This window comes from Streptomyces spongiicola (assembly GCF_003122365.1).
Lineage (GTDB): Bacteria > Actinomycetota > Actinomycetes > Streptomycetales > Streptomycetaceae > Streptomyces > Streptomyces spongiicola.
In genome coordinates this window covers 2950006-2973327 of record NZ_CP029254.1, presented here as the reverse complement: position 1 = coordinate 2973327, position 23322 = coordinate 2950006, and the positions used below count along the sequence as shown (strand labels likewise).

Annotated in this window: 15 protein-coding genes and 1 pseudogene; 7 read left to right on the top strand and 9 right to left on the bottom strand. The window is 71.2% G+C overall.

What is annotated here, in order from left to right; all coding sequences use genetic code 11:
• The first annotated feature begins 169 nt into the window (after positions 1 to 169).
• Both DDQ41_RS12935 and DDQ41_RS12930 read left to right on the top strand, forming a co-directional pair.
• Positions 170 to 1621 carry an aldehyde dehydrogenase family protein gene (locus tag DDQ41_RS12935; protein ID WP_109294643.1) on the top strand — a complete coding sequence of 484 codons (1452 nt, stop codon included), beginning with the start codon at positions 170 to 172 and terminating at the stop codon, positions 1619 to 1621.
• A gap of 281 nt (positions 1622 to 1902) precedes the next feature.
• Entirely contained in the window at positions 1903 to 3462 is a 1560-nt protein-coding gene (locus DDQ41_RS12930; protein WP_109294642.1) for an APC family permease, read from the top strand.
• A gap of 334 nt (positions 3463 to 3796) precedes the next feature.
• Here the strand turns inward: DDQ41_RS12930 and DDQ41_RS12925 are convergent, their stop codons facing one another.
• Positions 3797 to 4756 (bottom strand): alpha/beta fold hydrolase, encoded by a 960-nt coding sequence (locus tag DDQ41_RS12925; RefSeq protein WP_262508451.1) that lies wholly within the window; start codon positions 4754 to 4756, stop codon positions 3797 to 3799.
• Positions 4757 to 5202: 446 nt separating this feature from the next.
• On the bottom strand, positions 5203 to 5664 hold the full coding sequence (locus DDQ41_RS12920) for a MarR family winged helix-turn-helix transcriptional regulator (protein WP_109297707.1): 462 nt from the start codon (positions 5662 to 5664) through the stop codon (positions 5203 to 5205).
• Positions 5665 to 5772: 108 nt separating this feature from the next.
• Between DDQ41_RS12920 and DDQ41_RS12915 the strand changes: the two genes are divergently transcribed.
• The gene (locus tag DDQ41_RS12915) at positions 5773 to 6621 is read left to right on the top strand and encodes an SDR family NAD(P)-dependent oxidoreductase (protein WP_109294640.1); all 849 of its coding nucleotides are present in this window, start codon (positions 5773 to 5775) and stop codon (positions 6619 to 6621) included.
• A gap of 400 nt (positions 6622 to 7021) precedes the next feature.
• Here DDQ41_RS12915 and DDQ41_RS12910 read toward each other — a convergent pair whose 3' ends face one another.
• A complete protein-coding gene (locus tag DDQ41_RS12910; RefSeq protein ID WP_109294639.1) occupies positions 7022 to 8542 on the bottom strand; it encodes a CehA/McbA family metallohydrolase in 1521 nt (506 codons plus the stop codon).
• Between the two features lie 426 nt (positions 8543 to 8968).
• On the opposite strand from DDQ41_RS12910, the gene DDQ41_RS12905 reads away from it, so the two are divergent.
• Positions 8969 to 9799, top strand: coding sequence for an LLM class F420-dependent oxidoreductase (locus tag DDQ41_RS12905; protein WP_109294638.1), 831 nt, complete (start codon positions 8969 to 8971; stop codon positions 9797 to 9799).
• A 134-nt stretch (positions 9800 to 9933) separates the two neighbouring features.
• On the opposite strand, the gene DDQ41_RS12900 is transcribed toward DDQ41_RS12905, so the two are convergent.
• Positions 9934 to 10542: a hypothetical protein gene (locus DDQ41_RS12900; protein WP_109294637.1), complete on the bottom strand. Its 609-nt coding sequence runs from the start codon at positions 10540 to 10542 to the stop codon at positions 9934 to 9936.
• Positions 10543 to 10709: 167 nt separating this feature from the next.
• Positions 10710 to 12059: an ISL3 family transposase gene (locus tag DDQ41_RS12895; protein WP_217364433.1), complete on the bottom strand. Its 1350-nt coding sequence runs from the start codon at positions 12057 to 12059 to the stop codon at positions 10710 to 10712.
• A 217-nt stretch (positions 12060 to 12276) separates the two neighbouring features.
• Here DDQ41_RS12895 and DDQ41_RS12890 point away from each other — a divergent pair.
• Both DDQ41_RS12890 and DDQ41_RS12885 read left to right on the top strand, forming a co-directional pair.
• Positions 12277 to 12519, top strand: a pseudogene (locus tag DDQ41_RS12890) (DddA-like double-stranded DNA deaminase toxin); the annotation flags it as partial.
• 11 nt (positions 12520 to 12530) lie between these two features.
• Positions 12531 to 13034 carry an Imm1 family immunity protein gene (locus tag DDQ41_RS12885; RefSeq protein ID WP_109294636.1) on the top strand — a complete coding sequence of 168 codons (504 nt, stop codon included), beginning with the start codon at positions 12531 to 12533 and terminating at the stop codon, positions 13032 to 13034.
• A gap of 298 nt (positions 13035 to 13332) precedes the next feature.
• Here DDQ41_RS12885 and DDQ41_RS31255 read toward each other — a convergent pair whose 3' ends face one another.
• The 4 genes from DDQ41_RS31255 to DDQ41_RS12870 form a co-directional block, all read right to left on the bottom strand.
• Entirely contained in the window at positions 13333 to 13542 is a 210-nt protein-coding gene (locus DDQ41_RS31255) for a hypothetical protein (RefSeq protein ID WP_147317740.1), read from the bottom strand.
• A gap of 468 nt (positions 13543 to 14010) precedes the next feature.
• A complete protein-coding gene (locus tag DDQ41_RS12880; RefSeq protein ID WP_262508450.1) occupies positions 14011 to 18744 on the bottom strand; it encodes a putative T7SS-secreted protein in 4734 nt (1577 codons plus the stop codon).
• Complete coding sequence (locus DDQ41_RS12875; protein WP_109294635.1) at positions 18744 to 19391, bottom strand: hypothetical protein; 648 nt, start codon at positions 19389 to 19391, stop codon at positions 18744 to 18746. Before DDQ41_RS12875 ends, DDQ41_RS12880 begins: the two co-directional genes overlap by 1 nt.
• Positions 19372 to 19944, bottom strand: coding sequence for an SseB family protein (locus DDQ41_RS12870; RefSeq protein ID WP_262508449.1), 573 nt, complete (start codon positions 19942 to 19944; stop codon positions 19372 to 19374). The genes DDQ41_RS12875 and DDQ41_RS12870 overlap by 20 nt, the downstream gene beginning before the upstream one ends.
• 493 nt (positions 19945 to 20437) lie before the next feature.
• Here DDQ41_RS12870 and DDQ41_RS12865 point away from each other — a divergent pair, with 493 nt between their 5' ends.
• The gene (locus tag DDQ41_RS12865; protein WP_109294634.1) at positions 20438 to 23047 is read left to right on the top strand and encodes a bifunctional FO biosynthesis protein CofGH; all 2610 of its coding nucleotides are present in this window, start codon (positions 20438 to 20440) and stop codon (positions 23045 to 23047) included.
• Positions 23048 to 23322: the final 275 nt, after the last annotated feature.

Here is a 23322-nt window from a genome sequence, read left to right as displayed (position 1 = left end):
GCAGCGGTCAAGCAAGCCGCCGCGGTCCAGCGCGCCGCGGCGGCCCGACTCGCCGCGAGGGTCCGACACGCCGCGGCAGCCCGACTCGCCGCGAGGGTCCGCGGTGCCGCAGCGGTCCGCCGCGCCTCGACGGTCCACGCCTCGACGGTCCGCGTCTCGGCGGCTTCCCGTGCAGCGGCTCTTCATCGGCGGGGAGTGGGTCGAGCCGGACCGCGGTCACTACGAGGTGGTGAACCCGGCCACGGAGGAGGTCGTCGGCCTCGCCCCCGAGGCGAGCCGGGACCAGGTGTACGAGGCGGCCGCGGAGGCGCGGGACGCGTTCGAGGCGTGGTCGCGCACCGCCCCCGAGGAGCGGGCGGCGGTCCTGGACCGGGCCGCCGACGTGATCCGGCGGGAGTTCGAGGCCTACGCGGAACTCGCCATGGCCGAGACCGGCGCCACCACGGGGACCGCGCGGGCCATGCAGGTCGGGGTCGGGGTGTCCCGGTTCCGCAGGTATGCCAAGGGCGCGCTGGAGCCGGTCGAGCGGGGCCTGCCTCCGCAGGTAGTCGAGGCCGGGCCGATGGGGCGGGCGGGCGTCTTCGGCGCGCTCGCAGCGCGCCGCCCGGTGGGGGTGGTCACCTGCATCACCTCGTACAACAACCCCTGGGCCAACCCGGCGGGCAAGGTCGCCCCGGCCCTGGCGATGGGCAACACGGTCGTGGTGAAGCCCGCTCCGCAGGACCCGCTCTCGGTGTACCGGATGGCGGAGGCGCTCGCGGAGGCCGGCGCCCCGCCGGGGGTCGTCAACGTGGTGGGCGGTTCCCGTGCGGAGGTGGGGGAGGCGGCCGTGGACTCGCCCGACGTCGACATGGTCAGCTTCACCGGTTCCACGGCCGTCGGGCAGCGCATCGGCGAGGTGTGCGGGCGGAGCGTCAAGCGTCAGCTGATGGAGCTGGGCGGCAAGGGCGCCGCGCTGGTCTTCGACGACGCCGATCTCGACTCCGCGGTGCTGGGCATCGGTACGACGTTCGCCTTCTACAGCGGCCAGATCTGCACCGCGCCGACCCGGGTGCTGGCCCAGCGCGGGGTGTACGACCGGCTGGTCGAGCGGCTCGGCGCGTTCGCCGGCCGGCTGAAGGTCGGCGACCCGGCGGATCGGGACACCGTGGTCGGCCCGGTGATCTCCGCCGCCCACCGGGACCGTGTCGAGTCGTACATCGAGCTGGGGAGGAAGGAGGGCGCGCGCCTGGTGGCCGGCGGGGAGCGGCCCGGCACGGCGCGCGGGTTCTATGTCGCCCCGGCGCTGCTCGCGGACTGCGGCAGCGGTATGCGCGTCGTCCGGGAGGAGATCTTCGGTCCCGTGGTGGTCGTGGTGCCTTTCGGCGACGAGGAGGAGGGGGTGGAGCTGGCCAACGACAGCGACTACGGGCTGATCGACTACGTATGGTCGGGCGACGTGGCCCGGGCGTTCCGGGTGGCGCGGCGGCTGCGGGCCGGCGGGGTCGGCGTCAACACGGTCGGCCGGAACATGGAGGCGCCGTTCGGCGGCTTCAAGAAGAGCGGGGTGGGGCGGGACGTGGGCTCCTACGCGCTGCACGCGTACAGCGAGCTGCAGGCGATCGTGTGGCCCGGCGGGTGAGTGGCCCGGCGGTGAGTGGGACGGCGGTGAGTGGGCCGGGGCGTGGGCGGGCCGGCGGGGGAGACGTAGGTCACGGGAAATTTTGCGAACGGGCAAAACGGGCACAGCTGCGGTTTTCGCAATCCGGAACCCGGCGATCGACGCCTGCGTATTCAAGTAATTTTCACCATCTCAGCCTCGTAATCCGTGGCCCATTGTGCGTACTGCGCCATTATCCAAGGTCGCGTATGTGAACCAGCATCCACCCGGATACGGGAACCGCAGCACCTAACGTCCTCCTCATGACTCAGCTGGAGACGCGGCCCCGGATCGGGGGCACGGTACGGGGACGCTCCGAAGGGGGCGTTCGGCCCAAGGGGCTGGAGAAGAACTCCGTCGGCCTCCTCGGCAGTGCCGTCATCGGTATCTCGACGGTCGCCCCCGTGTACTGCCTGACCTCGACCCTCGGCTCCACCGCGGGCGAGGTCGGCCTGCAGATGCCCGCCGTGTTCCTGGCAGGCTTCCTGCCGATGCTGCTCGTCGCCTTCGCCTACCGCGAGCTGAACCGGGCGATGCCGGACTCCGGCACCTCCTTCACCTGGACGGTCAAGGCCTTCGGCCCGCGCGTCGGCTGGATGTGCGGTTGGGGCCTGGTGATCGCGACGATCATCGTGCTCTCCAACCTCGCCGGTGTCGCGACCTCGTACTTCTGGCTGCTCGCCGGTGAGATCACGGGCAGCGCATCGGTCGCGGCCCTCGACGGCAACAAGGCCGTCCACATCCTCACCTGCCTCCTGCTGATCGCCGTCGCCACCGCGATCAGCTACCGCGGCATGACCGCCACCAAGCGCGTGCAGTACGCCCTGGTCGCCCTCCAACTCGTCGTCCTGGCCGTGTTCGTCACGATGGCCCTGCAGAAGGCCGGGGCGGGAGCCTTCGACACCGGCGTCGACTTCTCCTGGTCCTGGATGAACCCCTTCGCGGTCCAGTCCTTCGCGGCCTTCACCGCCGGCCTGTCGCTGTCGATCTTCATGTACTGGGGCTGGGACGCCTGCCTGTCCACCAACGAGGAGACCACCGGCTCCGACCGGACCCCCGGCCGCGGCGCCCTCATCGCGATGGTCGTCCTCGTCGGCTCGTACCTCGCCACCGGCATCGCCGCCCAGACGGCCGTCGGGTCGGGCGACACGGGCCTCGGCCTCGCCAACCCGGAGACCTCCGACAACGTCTTCGCCGCGCTCGCCGGCCCCGTCATGGGCCCGGTCCTCGGCGTGGCCCTCTTCATCGCCGTACTCGCCTCCGCCGCGGCGAGCCTCCAGACCACGTTCATCCCGGTCGCCCGCACCGTGCTCGCCATGTCCTCGTACGAGGCCCTCCCGGGGTCGTTCTCCGAGGTCCACCCGCGCTTCAAGGTCCCCGGCCGGGCCACCGTCGTCGCGGGCATCGCGACCGGCGCGTTCTACACGGTGATGACGCTCGTCAGCGAGCACGTCCTGATCGACACGATCTACGCGCTCGGCCTGATGATCTGCTTCTACTACGCGCTGACCGCCTTCGCCTGCGCCTGGTACTTCCGCGCCGAACTCCTATGCTCGGCCCGCGACTTCGCCTTCAAGGGCCTCTTCCCGGTCCTCGGTGGCGTGCTGCTCTCGGCGGTCTTCGGCAAGACGCTCTTCGACATGTGGGACCCGGCGTACGGCTCCGGCTCCTCGGTCCTCGGCGTCGGCTCGGTCTTCGTGATCGGCGTCGGCCTGCTGCTCCTCGGTGGAGTGATCATGACGGTGATGCGGCGCCGGAGCCCCGCGTTCTTCCGCGGCGAGGTCCTGACGAAGGACACCCCGTCACTGGTGGTCCAGGACTGACAGTGAGGATGTGTGGTGGATTCTCCGCCGGGTCTGACTCACGGACTGACCGACGCCGACTGGCTGTCTTTTAGGCGATTCGTCGGCCCGGACGGGGAGGCCACCGCACGCGACCGGGCCCCAGGGGAGTGGGGCCCGGGCCGCGCGGTTCCGGGGGCAGTCCTGGGCAGTCCGTGGCAGTTCGTGGCCTTCCGGGGGCAGCCCGCGGCCGGTGCCCGGTGCCCGCTGACCGGTGGCCGGGGCCCGCCGGGACTGTGGCCGCCGGTGGCGGAGGGCCGTCGGAACCGTCGGGAACTGCCCGCGGCCGTTGGCGGGGGGTTTCGCGGCCCGGAGGTCAGGGCCGCCCGGGCCCGCCCGGAAGTGCCCGCAGCCAGTCGACCAGCAGCCTGCCGACCTCGTCCGGCCGTTCCTGCTGCACCCAGTGGCCGCAGCCCTCCAGGATGTGGCAGGACACCAGGCGGGGAAGCGTGGTCGGGTAGGCCTTGATGGCGTCCGCCATCCACACGGTGGGCCCGTCGAACTCACCGCCGATGAACAGGGACGGCTGGGTGATCGGGGCTCCGTCCCAGGCCGCGAGATCCGCCCAGTCCCGGTCCATGTTCCGGTAGCGGTTGAGCGGGCCGGTCATCCCGCCGCGCTCGAACTCGCCCGCGTAGAAGTCCAGGTCCTCCTCGCTCAGCCAGTGGGGCAGCGGGCCGCGGGGGAAACGGTCCGACAGCTTTCCTCCCGGCGAGACGAAGGAGCGGGGGCCCTCGGCGGACGGCTCCGCGCCGCCCGAGGCCCCGGCGTAGAACCCCGCCAGCCAGGACCTGACGTCCGGCTCGATCTCGGCCTCCGCCCGGCCGGGCTCCTGGAAGTAGTGGATGTAGAACTCGTCTCCCCCGCCGCTCCCCGCGAGGGAGTCGGTGGGGCGGGACGCGCCGCGGGGCGAGTAGGGCACGCTGAGCAGTGCGACGGCGGTGAAGAGATCCGGGCGCAGCAGGGCGGTGTTCGCGGCGATGGGGGAGCCCCAGTCGTGTCCCACGACCACCGCCGACTCCGCGCCGAGGGCCTTCACCACCGCGACGTTGTCGGCGACATGGCCGAGCATCCCGTACGCCTCCCGCGTGGCGGGCTTGGACGACCGCCCGTAGCCGCGGACGTCGATCGCGACCGCGTGGTAGCCGGCCGCGGCGATCATCGGGAGCTGGTGCCGCCAGGAGTACCAGGACTCGGGGAACCCGTGGACCAGCAGGACCAGGGGCCCGGTGCCCTGTTCCACCAGATGGATGCGCCCGCCCGGGGTGTCCACCATGCGGTGCCGCGGCGGCTGCCCGGACGCGGCCGATGCGCCGGCCGATGAGCCGGCCGATGAGCCGGCGGATGAACTGACGGATGAACTGACGGACTTCGACATCCTGCCTCCTGGTGTGTCCCCGGGCTCCGGCGAGGTGCCGGACGGCGGCCCCTGCGCGGGATCATCGGTAACAAGCGCAAGCCGCCGGTCACACTCAGGCATACCGCTCAGCCGCGTTCCCCGCACGCGCCGCCGGACGGCCGGGTGATTCCCGAAAGGTGCCGGGCGGTCGCCGGGTCGCCGGGCCGCACGCCCGGAGGCAGGCGCCTCGACCGGGCGTCCCGATCCGGTTTCGCAACCGGGCGTCGCGATCCGGTTTCGCGTTCAGGCGCGCCGGCCGGGCGTGCCGATCAAGCGTCCCGGCCAGGGCGTCCCGATCAAGCGTCCCGGCCAGGGCGTCCCGATCAGGCGTCCTTGTGGGCCTTGAGCTTGCGCCAGACCGCGCCCAGGGCCTCCATGTCCTCCTGCTCCAGGACGTCGGTGAAGACCGGGGCCAGGCACGCGCGCCGGGTCGCGTCCGCCTCCTCGAACACCGCGCGCCCCTCGGGGGTGAGCGCGACCTCCACGGATCGGGCGTCCCTGGCCGACGGCGTGCGCGAGACCAGTCCGCGGGCCTGTAGCGCGTCCAGGACGCGGGAGACCTGGCTGCGGCTCAGCATGGTGCTGTTGCCCAGTACGGAGGCGGCGACGGGCTCGTCGCTGCTGGCGAGCCAGAGCATCACCTCGAACCAGGAGACGGGCAGGTCGTGGGCCTTGGTCAGAGCGCGGTCGACGCGCTCGGTGAGCACCGTTCCGGCCCAGACCAGGCCGTAGAAGGCGTGGTCGGCCTCGGACATCTCCGCCGGGGTGAGCTTCCTGGTCGCCATGCCTTCGATCATACCGGCTTGCGTGTGTGCGCACACAATGCTTAAAGTGTGTGCACACACAAAAACACCTTCTGTGTGCCTCCCCTTCCCGACCCCAAGGAGCCCCTCATGTCCTCCACCACCCCCAAGGTCGTCCTGATCACCGGCACCTCCTCCGGCATCGGCCTGGCCGCCGCGGTCGCCGCCGCCCGGGCCGGCTGGCACACCGTCGCGACCCTCCGCGACCCGCGCCGCGCCGACGCGCTCCGCAAGGCCGCCGCGGAGGCCGGGGTCGACCTCGACATCCGGCAGCTCGACGTCGTCGACGAGGCATCCGTCGCCGCCGCGATCGACGGGGTGATCGCCGACCACGGCCGGCTCGACGCCGTGATCAACAACGCCGGCGCCGGGCACCTCGGGACCCTGGAGAACGACACCGTCACCGACGTCCGCAAGGTCATGGAGGTCAACTTCTTCGGCGTCCTCAACGTCTCCAAGGCCGCCCTCCCCCACCTGCGCGCGGCCGGGGGCCGCCTGATCACCGTCACCAGCGTCGGCGGGGTCGTCGGCCAGCCCTTCAACGAGGCCTACTGCGCCGCCAAGTTCGCCGTCGAGGGCTACATGGAGAGCCTGGCGCCGGTGGCCGCCTCCGTCGGCGTGAGCGTGTCCGTCGTGGAACCGGGCGCCGTGGCAACCGAGTTCGTCAACAACGTCGGCCTCGACCTGGAAGCGGAGATGGCGGCGGCGGGCCCGTACGCCCCTGCCCTCGACGCCTATGTCACCCGCACGGTCGCCCAGTTCCTGAACGGCGCCCAGACCCAGGACGAGGCGGCCGCGGCCGTACTCGAGGCGCTGACGGCGGACAACGCACCGTTCCGGATCCAGACCTCCGACTGGGCCCGCGACTTCACCGGCATGAAGCTCAACGACCTCGACGGATCCGCGGTGGTGGAGACGACTCGCACCTGGGTCGCCTGAGCCGGTGTCCGGGGCGGGTGGGACGGGCGACCGCCACCATCCGCGGATTCGGCAGCCGCGGCCGTCCGAACCCCGCCTGTGCCCGTACTCCCGCCCGGACCCGCCCCCGCACCAAGCCCCCGCACCCCGACCCGGACCCGGCGTGCGGACTCGAACCCGCACCCCGACCCGGACCCGGCGTGCGGGGCGGACCCGGACACGGACCCGGCGTGCGGACTCGAATCCGGACCCGGACCCGAACCCGGACACGGACCCGGACTCGAACCCGGCGCGCGGGGGCGGGGGCGGGGGCGGGGTGAGGCCGTACGCCGGCGGCTGAGACCCCGGGGCCGACAGGGCCGGCGCTCGGGCCCGGCCGCTCGCGCCCTGCGCGGCGCCACCCGGCGCCACCCGGCCGGTCCTACGCCGGATGCCCCAGGAACACCGGGTTGGTGAACGCCGCCAGCGGCCCGGGGAAGCCCGGTACCGGCACGGCCGCCGGGTGCCGCACCTCCGCGCGGACGTACGCCGCGTACGCCGCCGTCGTACGCCACTCCACCGTGCCCGTGCCCTCCGCCGGGAGCGCCGAGGTGTGCAGCACCCCCTGGTCGGTGACGATCCGGGCGGTTCGCCCCGGGGCGCCGGTGACCTCCAGCCGGACCGTCACCGGGGCGTCCGCGCCGACCCGGAGCCGCTCGCCGATGCCGGCCCGCCTGCCCCGGCCCCCGTACGCGGCGAACGACAGCGACACGGCGGACGACTCCGCCACGTACGACCGGCCAGCGCGCAGCCCGTCCAGGATCGCCTCGCGCGTCAGGCCGTCGGCGAGGACCACGGTCTGCGGGGTACCCACCGCGTCCGGGTCCCGGTGCGCGTCGCTGCCGCCCATCGCCGGGGTCCAGCGGACGCCCGAGCGGACGGAGGCGAGCAGGGTGCCGTCCCAGTCCGCGAGGGACACGTCGTCGTCCGGGGTGTACGGCCCGTTCCACACCTCCACCGCGTCCGCCTCGCCGAAGCCGAACTTCCAGTTGCAGCCGATGCAGGTGGCGTGCGGATGGGCGGGCACGACGAGGCCGCCGGCGCGGCGGATCGCGCGGGCGTAGTGGCCGAAACGGTTGTCCCGGGCCCGGTAGCGCCAGTCGACGAACGTCCCCGGATCGGTGCCGACCGCCACCACATGGCCGTTGCGGGTCGTGACCTCCTCGCCGAGGAGCACCAGCAGGTCGTCACCGGCGGCGTCCGCCCACGCACCGTGCGCCGCGTGCGTGTTGTGCTCGCTGCTGTTGACGAAGTCCAGCCCGGCCGCGCGGGCGAGCGCCGCGATCTCGCCGGGGGTGCGGCGCCCGTCCGAGTACCAGGAGTGCAGATGGCAGTCGCCCCGGTACCAGGCACGGCCCCGGCCCTCCGCCCGCTCCGGCGGGTACACCGGCTCCGGGGTCGGCCGGGGCCTGCCGCGGACGAGCGTGACGGTCACGGTGTACGCGAGGCCCTGCGGCGCGATCGTGTACGGACCGAGCGCGATATGCCAGGTGCCCGCCCGGACCGGCCCGGGGAGGTAGCCGGGCGTCGCCTCGTCGCCCCGGATGAAGAACGCACCGCGCGCCCCGCCCGACCAGCCGCGGAAGCCCTCGCCGCCGAGCGCGGTGCCCCGCTCGTCGAAGATGCCGATGTCGAGGGCGTTCCCCTGGGTCCCGGCCGGGACCTGCGGCCTGTCGTAGGCGTACGACACCCGGATCTCGGCCACCCCGCGCGGCACCTCGACCGGCAGGTACACGAAGTCGGGGGAGCCGGGCGGCAGGGTGCCGCGCACGACCTCGGTGGTGCGCCCGTCCGCTGCGTCCGCTGTCTCGGCGAAGCTCACACCGCCCAACGTAAGCGCGGCGGCGGCTCCCGTCACGAGCAGTCCGCGTCTGCCGGGGTCCGCGCCGTCCTCGTTGCCCATGCCGTCGGCTCCCGGGTGGTGAGAGGGGCAGGTGCGGTGCGCAGTGGTGGTGCGCAGTGGTGGTGCGGGGCGGCGGTACGCGGTGGTTGGTACGGAGTGGTGGCGCGGTGCTACGGGTATCCCCGGTCCGTGACGCCCTCCAACCTCCTACCCCGCCGTCAACGCCGCGGCAAGGGGTGGCGATCGACGGATGACCGGCCCGTGGCCCGTGGCCCGTGGCCCGTGCCCCACGGCCCTCGGCGGTCCCGCTCACGTCGGCCGGACGCCGTACCCCCTCGGTGCCGTACGCCGCTCCCCGGTGCCGTACGCCGCTCCCGCGGCCCGACCGTCCGCCCCCACCGTCCGCCCGCCCTCTCGGAAACCGGGGCCGCAGCGCGTAGCTTGTCCCCGCCAAGCACCCACGGCAGACGAGGCGGAGGAGCCGCTGTGCGGATCGCGACCACGATCTTCCTGACGGACGAGACGATCACCCCGGTGCGGCTGGCGCGGGAACTGGAGGAACGCGGCTTCGCGGGGCTGTACCTGCCCGAGCACACCCATATCCCGGTCGAGCGGACCTCCCCGTATCCGGCGGGCGGCGACCTGCCGCCCGAGTACGGCCGCACCCTCGACCCGTTCGTCGCCCTCGCACAGGCCGCGGCGGTCACCACCGTCCTCGGTCTCGGCACGGGCATCACGCTGGTCGCCCAGCACGATCCCATCGCCCTGGCCAAGCAGATCGCCACCCTCGACCATCTCAGCGGTGGCCGGTTCACCCTCGGCGTCGGCTTCGGCTGGAACCGGGAGGAGGCGGCGGACCACGGCGTGGAATGGTCGACCCGGCGCGACCTCGTCCGTGACCGCATGCATCTGATGCGCGCCCTGTGGGCCGCCGAACCCACCGCGTACGACGGTGACTTCGGCTCGGTCCGCGCCTCCTATGCCCACCCGAAGCCGGCGAGCGGGCCCGCGCCCCGCACCCTCGTCGGCGGCGCGGCCGGCCCGCGGTTGTTCTCCCACATCGCGGACTACGCCGACGGCTGGCTGCCGATCGGCGGCCGCGGCCTCCCCGAGTCCGTCGCCGTGCTGCGCGCCACCTGGGAACGGGCGGGCCGCGACCCGGGCGCCCTCCGGATCGTCCCGTACGTGGTCCTCCCCTCGGAGGGCAAGCTCGCCCGCTACGCCGAACTGGGCTGCGAGGAGGTCGTCCTCCAACTCCCGCCGGCGGGGGAGGGGGAGGTACTGCGGGTGCTGGACGGGTACGGGAAGTACCTGTGACGCGTGCGCCCCACCCGGCGCCGGCGGACTGATCAGGCAAGGGAACTAAGCCGCTCGGCCCCTCGGATGCGGCCGCGCGGCGCATCGCTTCCCCATCCTCGGAAGCGGGCGGGGTCGCTCCCCGGCCCGGCGGATCATGCTGTCGGGCGCCAGTCGGCCGCGGGCCGGCCGTGCTCCACGAACTCGGCGGGAATCTGCACACAGGGGGCGTAGACGCTGACGAACAGCGTCGTCGTCGAGTCGTTCCACCGCACGTCGACCTGGTAGCCGTCGGCCGGGTCTTCGAATCGAAAGCCCAGTTGGCGGTAGGTCGCACCGGTACGGTCGCCTTCGTGGGTGAGCTTCCACCCCTGCTGGACCAGTTGTCGGCGTACACGCTGCTGCGCCTTGCGGGCGGTGGCTTCGGGGACGTCGGGCACGCTCCAATCGAGACCGAAGCTCCGGACGTCGCTCCGTGCCTCGTCGATGTGGGTGATGCCCCTCAGCCCGCGGTAGTAGCAGGCGCCGGTGACGACTCTGCCCGGGCCCGCGGCGTGCTTCTCCTGCAGGGCGAAGCCGTCGTGCACCTCGTCGGAGCGAGCCGTGAGCCGTTGCGCGACCGCGTCGGGGTCGGCCGAGGGATACGGTGCACCGTTCCATGCGGCATTCCATGCGAAGTTCCCCGCCACCGCGGCGACGGCCAGCAGGATCAACACCGCCGCGATCCCCGTGACGGTGGACGGGACGGACTCTTCGGAGGCCACGGCTCTACCTGGTCGGCTCTGGAACATGCTGGTGACCGTAGGCGCCGGTAGGGCGCGCCGCATGAGTAGCCGTACCTGGATCGATCCGTGCGAGAAGACGCGAGGGGGCGAGGGTCATCCGTGGCGCTTGGCGATCTCCACGAGACGGGCGAACCGGGTCTTCGAATTTAGTGGGGGTGCGCCTCCCGTCGGCTCCGCCGGGTGGTTGCACAGCGTGACCGGAGGCGTTGGTTCTCGCGGTTGCGGAAGCCGAAGGCGTTGCGGGCTTCGAGCTTGATGAGGCGGTTGTTGCCTTCGGAGGCGGCGTTGGTGATGCCGGTGGTGAGGTAGGTCTCGATGCCGTCCCACCACTGCTCGACGGTCTCGGCGAGGGTGAGGAGTTCGGGCAGGTGGGCGTGGTCGGCGACGTGGGCGAGGAAGCGGTGGCGGGCGGCGGAGATCGCGGAGCGGTCGGGGGCGTGGTGGGTGCGGCTGATGGTCAGGTGGAGGATGTCGCGCAGGAGTTCCTTGGCCTGCCAGGCCGCGTGGATCTGCCGGCCGTAGGTGCCCATGTACTCCAACTCCGCCTTGAGCAGGGTGCGTTGGTTTTCGGTGAGGTCTTCTTTGTTGCGGCGCAGGAGTTTGCGGACGGTGTAGATGCTGTCGCCTTTGCGGGCCCGGCGGCCGTGCTGCTTCCAGGTGAGGCGTCGGCGCAGGTCGGCGAGGTGGCGCTGGGCGAGCTGGACGATGTGGAAGCAGTCGACGACCACGGTTGCGTGCGGCAGGGCGCGGTGGACGGCGGCGCGGAAGGTGGCGCACAGGTCGATGGCGACGTAGCGGACCTGTGCCCGCCAGGAGGCGGGCTGGGCGCTGAGCCTGTCGGCGACCGAGGTGGCGTTGCGGCCCTCGACCTGGCCGAACAGTCCTTGTCCGCCGATCGCGTCGACGAAGCCGATGTGCCAGGCGTCCGCGATGAGTTCCCACTTGCCGGTGGCCGGGTTCTGCTTCCACACCGGTTTCCCGCGCCGGGTCTCGTCGATCCCGACCGCCTCGGTCGCGGGCGGCGTCTCGGGCAGGACCGCCGCGGCGTAGTCCTCAAAGCACTGCTGCACGATCGGCCAGCTCAAGGACAGGTCGCGGCCGGCCTGCACGACGGTGCGGGATCCGTCGCAGACCGCAGCCCCCGCCGCCCGGCGCAGGGCGGTGGTGGTGCGCATCCCGGCAGGCACCGCGTGTATCGCCTCGGTGAACGAGCCGCGCTCGCACACGGGTTCGGCGCAGTACCAGCGTGCCTTGCGCCACCGGATACTCACAGGGCGTCCACCGCAGGGCAGGTGCCGGGGCCGGGTGGTGCGGTAGTCCTTCAGCCGGGTGGCGAACACCCCGCACGAGGGGCAGGCCCGGGCGGAGTCCTCGTTCGTGACCACGTACACCGTCGAACCGCCCGCCCCGTCGTCCTTGACCTTGATCACACTCACCCCCTCCAGCCCCAGAAGTCGCGTGGCCGCCTCGTTGATGCCGGTATCGTCGCTGTTCAAGCCCGTGGGGTTTCATGATCGGTTGCCTAGACAACAACCATGATCACGAAGACCTGCGGGCTCCTTGCGTCCAGGGCGCCCGCACCCCAACCACCTCACACAGCGTGACCGGCGAGCCCGCCCGTCACCGTCGTACCCCCACTAACTTCGAAGACCCGTTAATCAGTACCTCAAGAAATCTGGAGACTTCTCAAACTTCCCCGGATATGCGGAGGTCTCACCTCACGCTGAGGTTAAGCTCGCATGGGAGATGCGCAATAGGATGGGGGAGAGGGAAGAGCTTCACATAATGATTAATAGGAACTGTGTCTGCCCTAAGGTATCCTCGCCGAACTCAATGGGGTGCAAGCAGGCCGTTCCTGCTATCCTCCACGAGGATCAGACCATGTGGGTACACTATCCGGGAATGAAAGAGCCGATCCCCCTCAAGGGAAAGGCCAAGAGGTCCGCAAACGGTTAGGGGATGGCAGGGTGATCGTTCTTGGTGCCACGCACATCGGGGAAACTTATGCCCGTTCCGATCGAGAGGTCGATTCCCTTATTGATCACGTAATGAACGATCTCATTCAGAAGGGAGAAACCCCCGACGGGTTCGAGATCGTTCCAGAGAGGGCTGTGGTCAGCATAGTAAAGGGGAAGTACCCAGAAGAGACCGATGAACGATGGGCCACCAACTACCTGTATGTTTCGGTAAATATCCGAAGCGGATATGGTGCGTTGAAGTGGTGGACTAGCGAGGTTCCGGATGCGGGACCCGGTGAGGATATCGCTCAATTCATCTGGACCTCAGGAAATCCGAATCCGCCCTCATTCGACCCCGAAGTAATCGCGGACCCAGGAAACCCTACCTATTACCCTCGCGAAGCCGCCATTCCAGCCGCCCAAGTCCGCGAGGCTCTCGAAGAGTTCTGTCAGACAAGAACAGGGCAGAGGCCGAACTGCGTGCCGTGGATTCTCCTCGATCAAACCGTGTGAAGGTCTGAATCAGGATCTGCCGCTCCCTCTCTGTGCGATGGTGCGGCAGATCGTCGGCGCTCCCGTGCAGGGGCATGTCTGAATTCCCGGGCCGGTCCAGTCGTAGGACTGCTGGCCCTTGGTGCTCTTTGCCGCAAGAGCGACGCTGCCACCGGTCCCGGAAGACCGGTTAGTGCAGCGGATCGCGGGCCTCCGCCCATGCCGGCCTTCTACAGGAAAGTACTTCAGTCATGGGAAGTTCTGCAATCTGGTCTTGCAGAGCGATTCCTCGCCCAGGCTGCCGCCTCTTTCTATCGAATCAATCCAGTCCCCCAGTTCCGTCGTGCTCTCGATCGTGATCGAGAAATCCGGTTGAGAGTCCATTCGTGTGAACCGTGACAGCCCAGTCGGGAGTTTGAAAATCATTCACGAACCCCCGGAGCATGTCCGTTGGGAGATCTTGCTTGATTTCTTCTTTCCGTTTCAGTTCCTTCGCGAGGAGTAGTCTTCTCCTCAATTCCTCGCCCATACTGCGGAATCCTGTCGACCTTTGTAGTAACCCCGCACCGGACGGCCACCCGGCACTCGCCACTGCCCGCAACCCGAAGAAGCCCCCGGAACCCGCCCGACACCCGACATCAGAATTCACGCGGTGGATCCGTGCTGAATACATGAGGCTAACGTGAGAACATGCGCATCCAGTGGAGGACTTCGGTCTCGCTCGGGTTGGTGAGAAACAGATGACTGCCACCCTCTCTTGTCTTGACGCTCAACATGTTCAATGTGTCGCCAGGGTAGCTCTCCAGAAATGAAATGAGGACTTGCGTGTCCGCACGTAGAGCGGATCCCTCCTCGGTCCTTCTGAGTCTGCGTCGGTATATGTTCAGGAGATTTTCCCGCGTGACCTCTCCGCTTTCTACGGCGATCACGTTTCGCGTCAAGTCGAGTGCCTCATTTGAGCAGACTTCTGCCTCTACTGCCGAGGACAGGAGATCCCTCAATTGATTCTGGTCCATGGCCCTCCGTTGATGCTGACTTCGGCTCCGCTGACTGTCCCTCGGATGAGAACTTCGCCTTCGTCGTATGGGAAAGAGACACCTCCCACTCGATTATACGTCGAACCTTCTGCGTTTGGGATCCGCAATACGATGCCTGGACCGTTACCCCTGAAGCTCTCTTCGAGTGCCATTTCCTCGTAGTAGGTGGTCCACGAGGTGAACACGCTATCTGTCCGGCCGCCGGCGTGCAGTTGTGCGTCCGAGTGTCCCCCAAGAGGCTCAGCCACTCCGCGTAGGGCATTCTCATACATCTTTAGCCACTCTGGCCGACTGCGTTCATTCGCATAACCGACACCGCGGTACAGATGCGGCGCCTCCTCTGGGTCCCAACTGCCCCCGTTCGCACATGCATCCGGTGCGAGTCCGAGACAGTCGGTACTGGCATGAGGGTTGTGGACGTAGGCGGCGGGATTGGGCGCCGGGGCCAGCCCCAGCGGGTCCGCTGACAGGTACCGCGCCGTCTCCGGGTCGTAGTGCCGGTGGAAGTTGTAGTGCAGCCCCGTCTCAGGGTCGAAGTACTGCCCCGGGAAGCGCAGCGGTGTGTACGCCGTGCTCGACGTCGCCCACGCCGTCGTCCCCCACAGCGTGCTCCGCGTGCGCCAGGCGATCTCGCCCGACTCGTCGACGAGTTCGCTGGGGGTGCCCACCAGGTCCGTGACGATGGCGAAGAAGCGCTCGTCGACCGCCTCCCGGGGGAGTCGGGAGGTGCCCGGGTCCTGCGGTGGGCCCGCCGGGAGGATGCGTTCGGTCTGGGCGAGGGGGTGGAGGCCGTCGTGGTCCCAGGTGAGGGCGACCGGGTGGGGCAGGTCGGCGGACTCGGTGGTCTGTTCGCAGAGGGTCGCGCCGTCCCAGGTGAAGGTGACCTGTTCGAGGACGGTCTCGCCGTCGTCGGCGAGGCGCTGCTTGGCGGTGCGGCGTCCCAGCGCGTCGTAGCGGTAGCGCCACACCGTGCCGTCGGGTGTGGTGACCGAGGTGAGCCGGTCCTCGGCGTCCCACGCGTAGTGCCAGGTGTCCGGCTTGCGTGACAGGCGGGTCTTGCGGCGGAGCACGATGCGGCCCTGGGCGTCGTGCTCGTAGCGGACGCCGCCGGCGCGGGTGATGCGGGTGCCCGTGTAGGAGCGGGGCCCGGTGGCCTCGTGGCCCGGGTGGGCGGCGGGCCAGGACGCTTCGGTCTGGTTGCCCGCCGCGTCGTAGGCGTAGCGCTCGGTCCAGTTCGCGGCGTGGACGGCGGTGACGCGCCCTGCGGCGTCCAGGTCGAACGTCCGTGTGCCGGAGGGCAGGTCGTCGATGCCGACGAGGTAGCCGTCCGCGCGGTAGGTGTAGCCGCGGCGCTGGAGGCTGCCGTCCGTTCCCGTGAGGTGCTGCTCGGTGAGCCTGCCCATCGGGTCGAAGGCGTGGTGGAGCGTGACCGTCCCGCCGATGCGGCGGGCCAGCTCCCGGCCCGCGGGGTCGCGTTCGAAGCCGATGGTCCGTCCGGAGGCGGTCAGCTCGCTGCGGCGGCCGGCCGCGTCGTACGACCAGGTGCTGACCGCCCCGGTCGGCGTCGTCCTTCCGGTCCGTCTGCCCGCCGCGTCGTAGGCGAACGTCGTCTCGCGGCCGTCGACCGACTCCGTCCGGAGGCGGCCGTACCGGTCGCGCAGCCGCTTCAGCGTCGCGTCCGGGCCCGCCGCCACCGCGAGTTCGTCGAAGACGTCGTACGCGTAGGTGGTGACGGAGCCGTCGGCGTCCTTGCGGACGACCTGGCCGAGTGCGTTGTGTTCGAGCCGCACGCGCTGGCCGAGGCCGTTCTCCCGGGACACCAGGCGGCCGGCCGCGTCGTACGCGTAGGTGAGGGTGCGGCCGTCGAAGTTCGTCTCCGATATCGGCAGGCCGGCCGGGTCGTACGCGTAGTCCCAGGTCAGCCCCTGCGGGTTGGTCACCCGGGTCAGTCGCAGATTGCAGTCGTGGGTGAACTCGTACCGCACCCCGTCCGGCCCGGTCCGGGCCGCCAGGAGGTCGAAGTCCGTGTACTCGTAGGTGGTGGTGCCGCCCATGGCGTCGGTGTGGCCGGTGCAGTTGCCCTCGCCGTCGTACGTCCAGGACCGGACGCCGCCGTCCGCCTCGACGCGCCGTGCGAGCCTGCCCTCGACCGTCCACTCCAGACGCGTCACGGCCCCGAGCGGGTCGGTGATGGTGACCGGCCGGCCGAAGAGGTCCCGCTCGCAGCGAGTCGTCGCGCCCAGCGGATCGGTGATCTCCAGCGGCAGCCCCGCCCGGTCGCAGCGCACCCGCGTGGTGTGCCCGAGGGCGTCGGTGACCGAAGTCGGGTGTCCCGCCCCGTCGTAGGCGACGTGGGTGGTGGCACCCGAGGCGTCGGTCGCGGAGGTGCGGTTGCCGCGCCCGTCGTACGTCCGGCGCACCACCGTCCCGTCCGCGCCCCGTACCCGCACCGGAAGGCCCAGGCCGTCGTACTCGGCCGACAGCACCCGGCCGTCGGGGCGGCGCACGGTCAGCGGGCGCCCGCCCTCGTCGTACGTGGTGGCGGTGACATGGCCGAGCGGGTCGGTGGTGGCCAGCAGCCGGTCGAACGGGTCGTACGCGAAGCGGGTGACGGCGCCGTTCGCGTCGATCTCGGCGGCGACCTGCTGCCGCTCGTTGATCACATAGCGCCTGGTGTGGCCGAGGCCGTCGGTCATCGAGGTGGTGCGCAGGCCGGTGCCCGGGTCGGTGCCGTCCCAGGTGAAGCGGGACTCGACATGGCCGTTGGTGCCGGACTGGTACACGCACCGGTCGAGGTCGTCGTAGACGTAGTCGTAGTGGCCGCCGTTGGTGTCGGTCCACGAGGTCATGCGGCCCAGTTCGTCGTAGCCGAACCGCACCGGCCGGCCCGTGGAGTCGACGACCTCGGTGAGGTGCCCGTCCGTGTAGCCGTATCTGAGGACCTCCTGGTCCGAGCCGTCCGGGGCGGCGCCCGCGAGGTGCAGTGCGGTCACCCTGCCGCCGACGGTGGTGAGCTTCAGGTGGTAGCCGCCGTGGTGGACGATCGACGTCGGGGCGCCGGAGTCGTCGTGGTCGAAGGCGATCCAGCGGCCGTTGCGGTCGTCGATCCGCGTCAGCAGCGCCAGTTCGCCGGTGTGGCGGGTGAAGTGCCGCACCCGGCCGGTGCCGGGGTCGGTGACCGTGTAGCCGTCGCCGGTACGGTCCAGCGGCCAGCGCCTGCCGTGCGCGGGCAGCACGGGGACGCCCGGCGCGGGATGCGGATAGGCGAGCAGGCTGCCTTCGTCGCAGGCGAGGACGACGCCCTCGGAGTCGATCTCCAGGCGCTGGTCGACGGTGCTGGACCATGTCGCCCCGAACCAGCGGCCCGCCCGGTACGACGAGTCGAAGGTACGCCGGAACAGCAGCGGCAGCGAGCCCGGGAGGGCGATGTCCGTCTGCGGCAGCAGCACCCGGCCGCTCGCCACGTCCACCGGGTCGCCGTCGCACCGGGTCTCACCGCACCGCCTGCCCTTGCCTTCGGGGTCCCCGCGCTGCCCGTCGCGGGCCTTCGACGGGGTGTCGGGGACGGCCTTCGCCCCGGCCCTGAGCCCGCCCCGGACCAGGCCGGCGCCCTTGGTGCCGACGATCTCCGGGATGAGCCGCCCGACGAACTCGGACGGATCGCCCTTCGCCGCGTCCCAGGCGTTCTTCAGCGCGCGGTCGGGATTGGCGGCGGTGGAGACGAGCCCGGCCAGGGTCGTGTTGAGACCCTTGTAGTACTCGGCCGGGTGGGTCAGGTTGTACGAGTCGATCGGGTTGACCGACCGTACGAAGCTGACCAGACCCGCCGTCCCCTTGACGGCACCCCCGGCCAGATGCGTCGCCTCCACGCTCTGGCCGAGGGCGTAGTCCGTCAGCTCCAGCCTTGCCTTCTCGAGGCCCGCGGGCTCCTTCGGGGCGTGGGCCATCGCCGCCGTGACCGCCGACCTCGCGCTGCCCGCGGCCTCGTCGCGGTGCCGGCGGGCCCCGTCCAGGATCTCCTGCGCCCGCTCCCGCCTGGCCGTGCCGGGGTCGGTGAACGGGCCCGGCCGGGGCGGGGGGTTGTCGCTGTTCCGGGCTGCGTTGTAGGCGTCGACCTTCCTGTTGTGGGCGTCGACCGCCGCTCTGGACTCCGCCTCGCCCTCCCTGTGGAGGGCGATGGCCTCCCGTGCCCTGCCCTGGGCGCCCGTCACCGCCTTCGCGTACGTCTCCAGCGCCTCGGCCGCGGCCCCGAAGGCGTCGGCGGCGTGCAGCCAGTCGGTCGGGAGCGTCTCGAACCTCGCCCGGAAGGCGTCCGCCGCCTCGCCCTTCCAGTGGGCGGAGTCGAGCCTCTTCATCCCGTCGCCGACCAGCTCGAACGCCCGCCGGAAGTCGCGGAGGTTCCTCACCGTCGACGCGATCGCCTCCGGGTTGCCGTGGACGAGTTCGGCGGCCTCCTCGGTCTGCCCGAGCCGCTGCTCGCCCACCTCGGCGCCGAGCGACGAGGCGATCTCGTCGCCCCAGTCCTCGACACCGTCCGCCCAGCCGTCCGCACCGGCCTTCTCCAGGCCGTCGCCGATCCGGTCGGTCGTCCAGTCGATTCCCTCGCCGGCCTTCTCCCCGGCCTTGTCGACACCGCTGACGACGAGGTCGATGCCCCGGCCGAGGGCCTTGCCCAGGTCGCCCAGGTCCGCCATCAGCCGCGCTCCCCCCAACGCGGCTCCTCGGCCTGCGCGATCGTCTCCTCGGACGGGTCCAGCGCCTCGCGCAGGCGGGCGTCGGCCGCCTCACGCGCCCCCGGGTCGATCAGTCCCCGCCGCTCGAAGGCGTCCATCTGCGCGTCCGCCACGTCGTAGCCCGTGTCACGCCAGGCCTGCCCGGCCTCCCGGTGGGCATCGGAGAACGACTCCGCGCTCCAGTCGGGGTCGTCGGTGGCGGACCGGGTGCTGACCTCGTCCCAGCTCATGCCCCTGACCTCGTCCTCGCCGAGGTGCGGGTTGCCGTTCAGCGAGTTGACGCCGATCTTGATCGAGTCCTTGACGTACTGCTCCTGCTCGGCGAACGAACCCGCCGACAGGCCCACGGCCAGGGCGAACCCGTTCCCCTTCAGCGTCAGCGCCCGGACGCCCCACTCCCACCGGTCGCAGAAGGTACCGAAGGCGTCGGCGAGGCCGCCGTGGCCGAGGTCCAGTCCCGACAGGGAGAGTTCCGAGAAGCCGCGCCCGGTGGTCGCCTCGCCGATCATGCCGAGGTCCCTGAGCTCGGCATGGGCGAGATCGATGCCCCGCGCGATGGCGGCGAGCGCCGCGGGCGGCGCCTTGAGATCAGGATTCTCCGCGTTCATTTCCGTCCCCCCTCTCCCCGGGCTGTTCCCCGGGCTCCTCCCCGGGCTCCTCCCCGAGGTCCACCGCCGCCGTGTCCGGCACGATGCCCCTGACCGGCGGGAACAGCATGCCGTCGGCGCTCCCCGCGTCCAGGGCCACACCGCCCGGTCCCGGCAGCGCGGGCACCAGCACGTCCAGCAGACGGGCGCCCAGGACCGTCCGGTACCTCCACTCCCGGCGCGCCTCCCCCCGTGCCGCGGCGAAGCGGGCCAGGGCCTCCTCGTGGGAGAACGCGCAGATCCAGCGGACGCCGTTCCGGTCGGCGGTCCACAGGCCGTCGTGCTCGTCGAACGGCACCAGTACCGCGGTGCGCCGGAATTCCCCGAGCAGCCGCGCGAACTCCCGCCGGGCCGATTCCGCTGCGCTGTCCGCGGTCGCCGCTGCGGGCGTGCCTGCCGCGCTCGAATGCGCCGAGTCCGCCGAGTCCGCCGAGTCCGCCTTCTGCGCCGAGTCCGGTCGTGCCGAATTCTCTGGTGGTTCTGGTGGTTCTGGTGGCTCTGACGGTTCCGGCATCGGGTGCATTCGCGGCTTTTCTGTTCTGCGTGGAGATATGTGCGCTTCCAGCGGTTCAGGCGGTTCAGGCGGTTCAGGCGGTTCGGGCGTCTCGGGCGTCTCGGGTGTCTCGGGCGTGATGTGGCCGACGGGCGCGCGGGCCGGTGGTTCGGACGGTTTCCCCCCGGCCCGCTGTGCCGAATCCGCCAACTCGGCCAATCTCGACGTGCGGCCGGGCTTCGAACCGCTGTCCCCGTTGTCGCTCACCGGGGAATGCTGGCATGGGCCTGTTCCCGATCGCAACGCGTAATTCCCTTGCGAATCAGGGTGTTTCGGGTCCAACGGATTCGTCTTCGCGCACGCTCGGGACCGGCCGGGTGCCCGGCCCGTCCGCGCTGTGCCCCGCCCGCCCCCGGCAGCGGCGCCTCGGCGGACCCGCTCACCCGCGACCGATTTCGGCGCATACGCTCCCACCCCCCGTTCCACTGTCGGACCGCGCTCGTATGCTCGCTGCATGACGGATCACGAGGGCGGACACCGGGCCGGAGACCAGGCGGAGCGTCCGACCGCCAACGCCATGCGCCGTGCTCTCAGGCGGGCCCGGGACGGTGTCGCGCTCGACATCGGCGAGGCCGCCGTGCTGCTGCAGGCGCGCGGCGGCGATCTGGAGGACCTGTGCGCGTCCGCGGCGCGGGTGCGGGACGCCGGACTGGAGGCGGCGGGGCGTCCCGGGGTCATCACCTACTCGAAGAGCGTGTTCATCCCGCTCACGCGACTCTGCCGGGACAAGTGCCACTACTGCACCTTCGCCACCGTCCCCGGCAAGCTCCGCCGCGCCGGCCACGGGCCGTTCATGTCGCCCGACGAGGTGCTGGAGATCGCACGGCGCGGGGCGGAGCTGGGCTGCAAGGAAGCCCTCATCACCCTCGGCGACAAGCCGGAGGACCGCTGGCCCGAGGCGCGCGAGTGGCTCGAGGCGGAGGGATACGACGACACCATCGCCTATGTGCGGGCCATGGCGATCCGCGTCCTGGAGGAGACCGGGCTGCTGCCCCACCTCAACCCGGGCGTGCTGACCTGGACGGACTTCCAGCGGCTCAAGCCCGTCGCGCCCTCCATGGGCATGATGCTGGAGACCACCGCAACCCGCCTCTGGTCCGAGCCCGGCGGCCCGCACCACGGCTCGCCCGACAAGGAGCCGGCGGTGCGGCTGCGGGTGCTGGAGGACGCCGGGCGCAGTTCCGTCCCGTTCACCAGCGGGTTGCTGATCGGGATCGGCGAGACGTACGAGGAGCGCGCGGAGTCGCTGTTCGCGCTGCGCCGGGTCTCGCGCGCATACCACGGCATCCAGGAGCTGATCATCCAGAACTTCCGCGCCAAGCCCGACACGGCCATGCGCGGCATGCCGGACGCCGAGTTGGACGACCTCGTCGCCACCATCGCCGTCGCCCGGCACGTCATGGGCCCTTCCGGCTGCCTCCAGGCGCCGCCGAACCTCGTGGACGAGGAGTACGGCCGGCTCATCGCCGCCGGCATCGACGACTGGGGCGGGGTGTCCCCGCTGACACCCGACCACGTCAACCCCGAACGTCCCTGGCCCCGGATCGACATGCTCGCCGAGCGGTCCGGGGACGCGGGCTTCCGACTGCGGGAGCGGCTCGCCGTGTACCCGGAGTTCGTACGGCGCGGCGAACCCTGGCTCGATCCCCGGTTGCTGCCGCACGTTCGGGCCCTCGCCGATCCCGGCACCGGCCTGGCGAACGAGGAGGCCGTGCCCACGGGCCTGCCCTGGCAGGAGCCCGACGAGGGCTTCACCGCGAGCGGGCGGACCGATCTGCACCGCACGATCGACACCGACGGACGTAGCTCGGACCGCCGGGACGACTTCGACGAGGTGTACGGGGACTGGGGAGCGCTGCGCGAGGCGGCGGCGCCCGGCATGGTGCCGTCGCGGATCGACACCGACGTGCGGCAGGCCCTGGCCACGGCGGCGGACGACCCGACGGGGCTCACCGACGGCGAGGCCCTCGCCCTGCTGCACGCCGACGGGCCCGCCCTCGACGCGCTCTGCTCGATCGCCGACGACCTGCGCCGAGACGTCGTCGGCGACGACGTCACCTACATCGTCACCCGCAACATCAACTTCACCAACGTCTGCTACACCGGTTGCCGCTTCTGCGCCTTCGCCCAGCGCCGCACCGACGCCGACGCCTACACCCTGTCGCTGGACCAGGTCGCCGACCGGGCCCAGCAGGCGTGGGACGTCGGCGCGGTCGAGGTGTGCATGCAGGGCGGTATCCACCCCGACCTGCCCGGCACCGCGTACTTCGACATCGCCCGGGCCGTGAAGGACCGGGTACCGGGAATGCATGTGCACGCGTTCTCCCCGATGGAGGTCGTCAACGGCGCGACGCGCACCGGCCTGTCCGTCCGCGAGTGGCTGACCGCGGCGAAGGAGGCGGGGCTGGACTCCATCCCCGGCACGGCCGCGGAGATCCTCGACGACGAGGTCCGCTGGGTGCTGACGAAGGGCAAGCTGCCCGCCGCCACCTGGATCGAGGTGGTCACCACCGCCCATGAACTGGGCATCCGTTCCTCGTCCACGATGATGTACGGCCATGTGGACCAGCCGAGGCACTGGCTGGGCCACTTCCGCACGCTGTCCCGCATCCAGCGGGAGACCGGCGGTTTCACCGAGTTCGTGACGCTGCCCTTCATCCACACCAACGCGCCGGTCTATCTGGCCGGCATCGCCCGGCCCGGACCGACGGCCAGGGACAACCGGGCCGTCACGGCGATGGCCCGGCTGCTGCTCCATCCGCACATCCCCAACATCCAGACCAGCTGGGTGAAGCTCGGGGCGGACGGTGCGGCGGAGATGCTGCGCTCCGGCGCGAACGACCTCGGCGGCACCCTGATGGAGGAGACCATCTCCCGGATGGCCGGGTCGAGTTACGGCTCGTACCGCTCGATCCGCGATCTGACCGCCATCGCCGACGCCGCCGGACGCCCGTCCCGGCCCCGTACGACGCTGTACGGCGACGTTCCGGCGGAGCGGCGACGCACCGCGGTGGACTCCGACGGTCACCTTCCGGAGCTGCTGCCGGTGCTGCCACCGGGCTGAGTCCCCGCGGCGGCGTGGACGGGTCCGGGGCGGCGGCACCCCGGGGAGCCGGTGGAGGGGCTTCTCGGCGGTGCACGAGCAGAGGCTCCGCGGCCGTGCACGCCGGGCGACGGCGGGGTGCGCGCGGAGGGTGGACGGCGGGGTGCGCGCGGAGGGTGGACGGCGGGGTGCGCGCGGAGGGTAGGGGTGCGCGGGGGAGCGCCGTGCAGTCGGCCGCGGGCCCCTCCCGCGGACATCCCCGTGCCATCCCCGATGCCATCCCCGCAGAGGGCCCG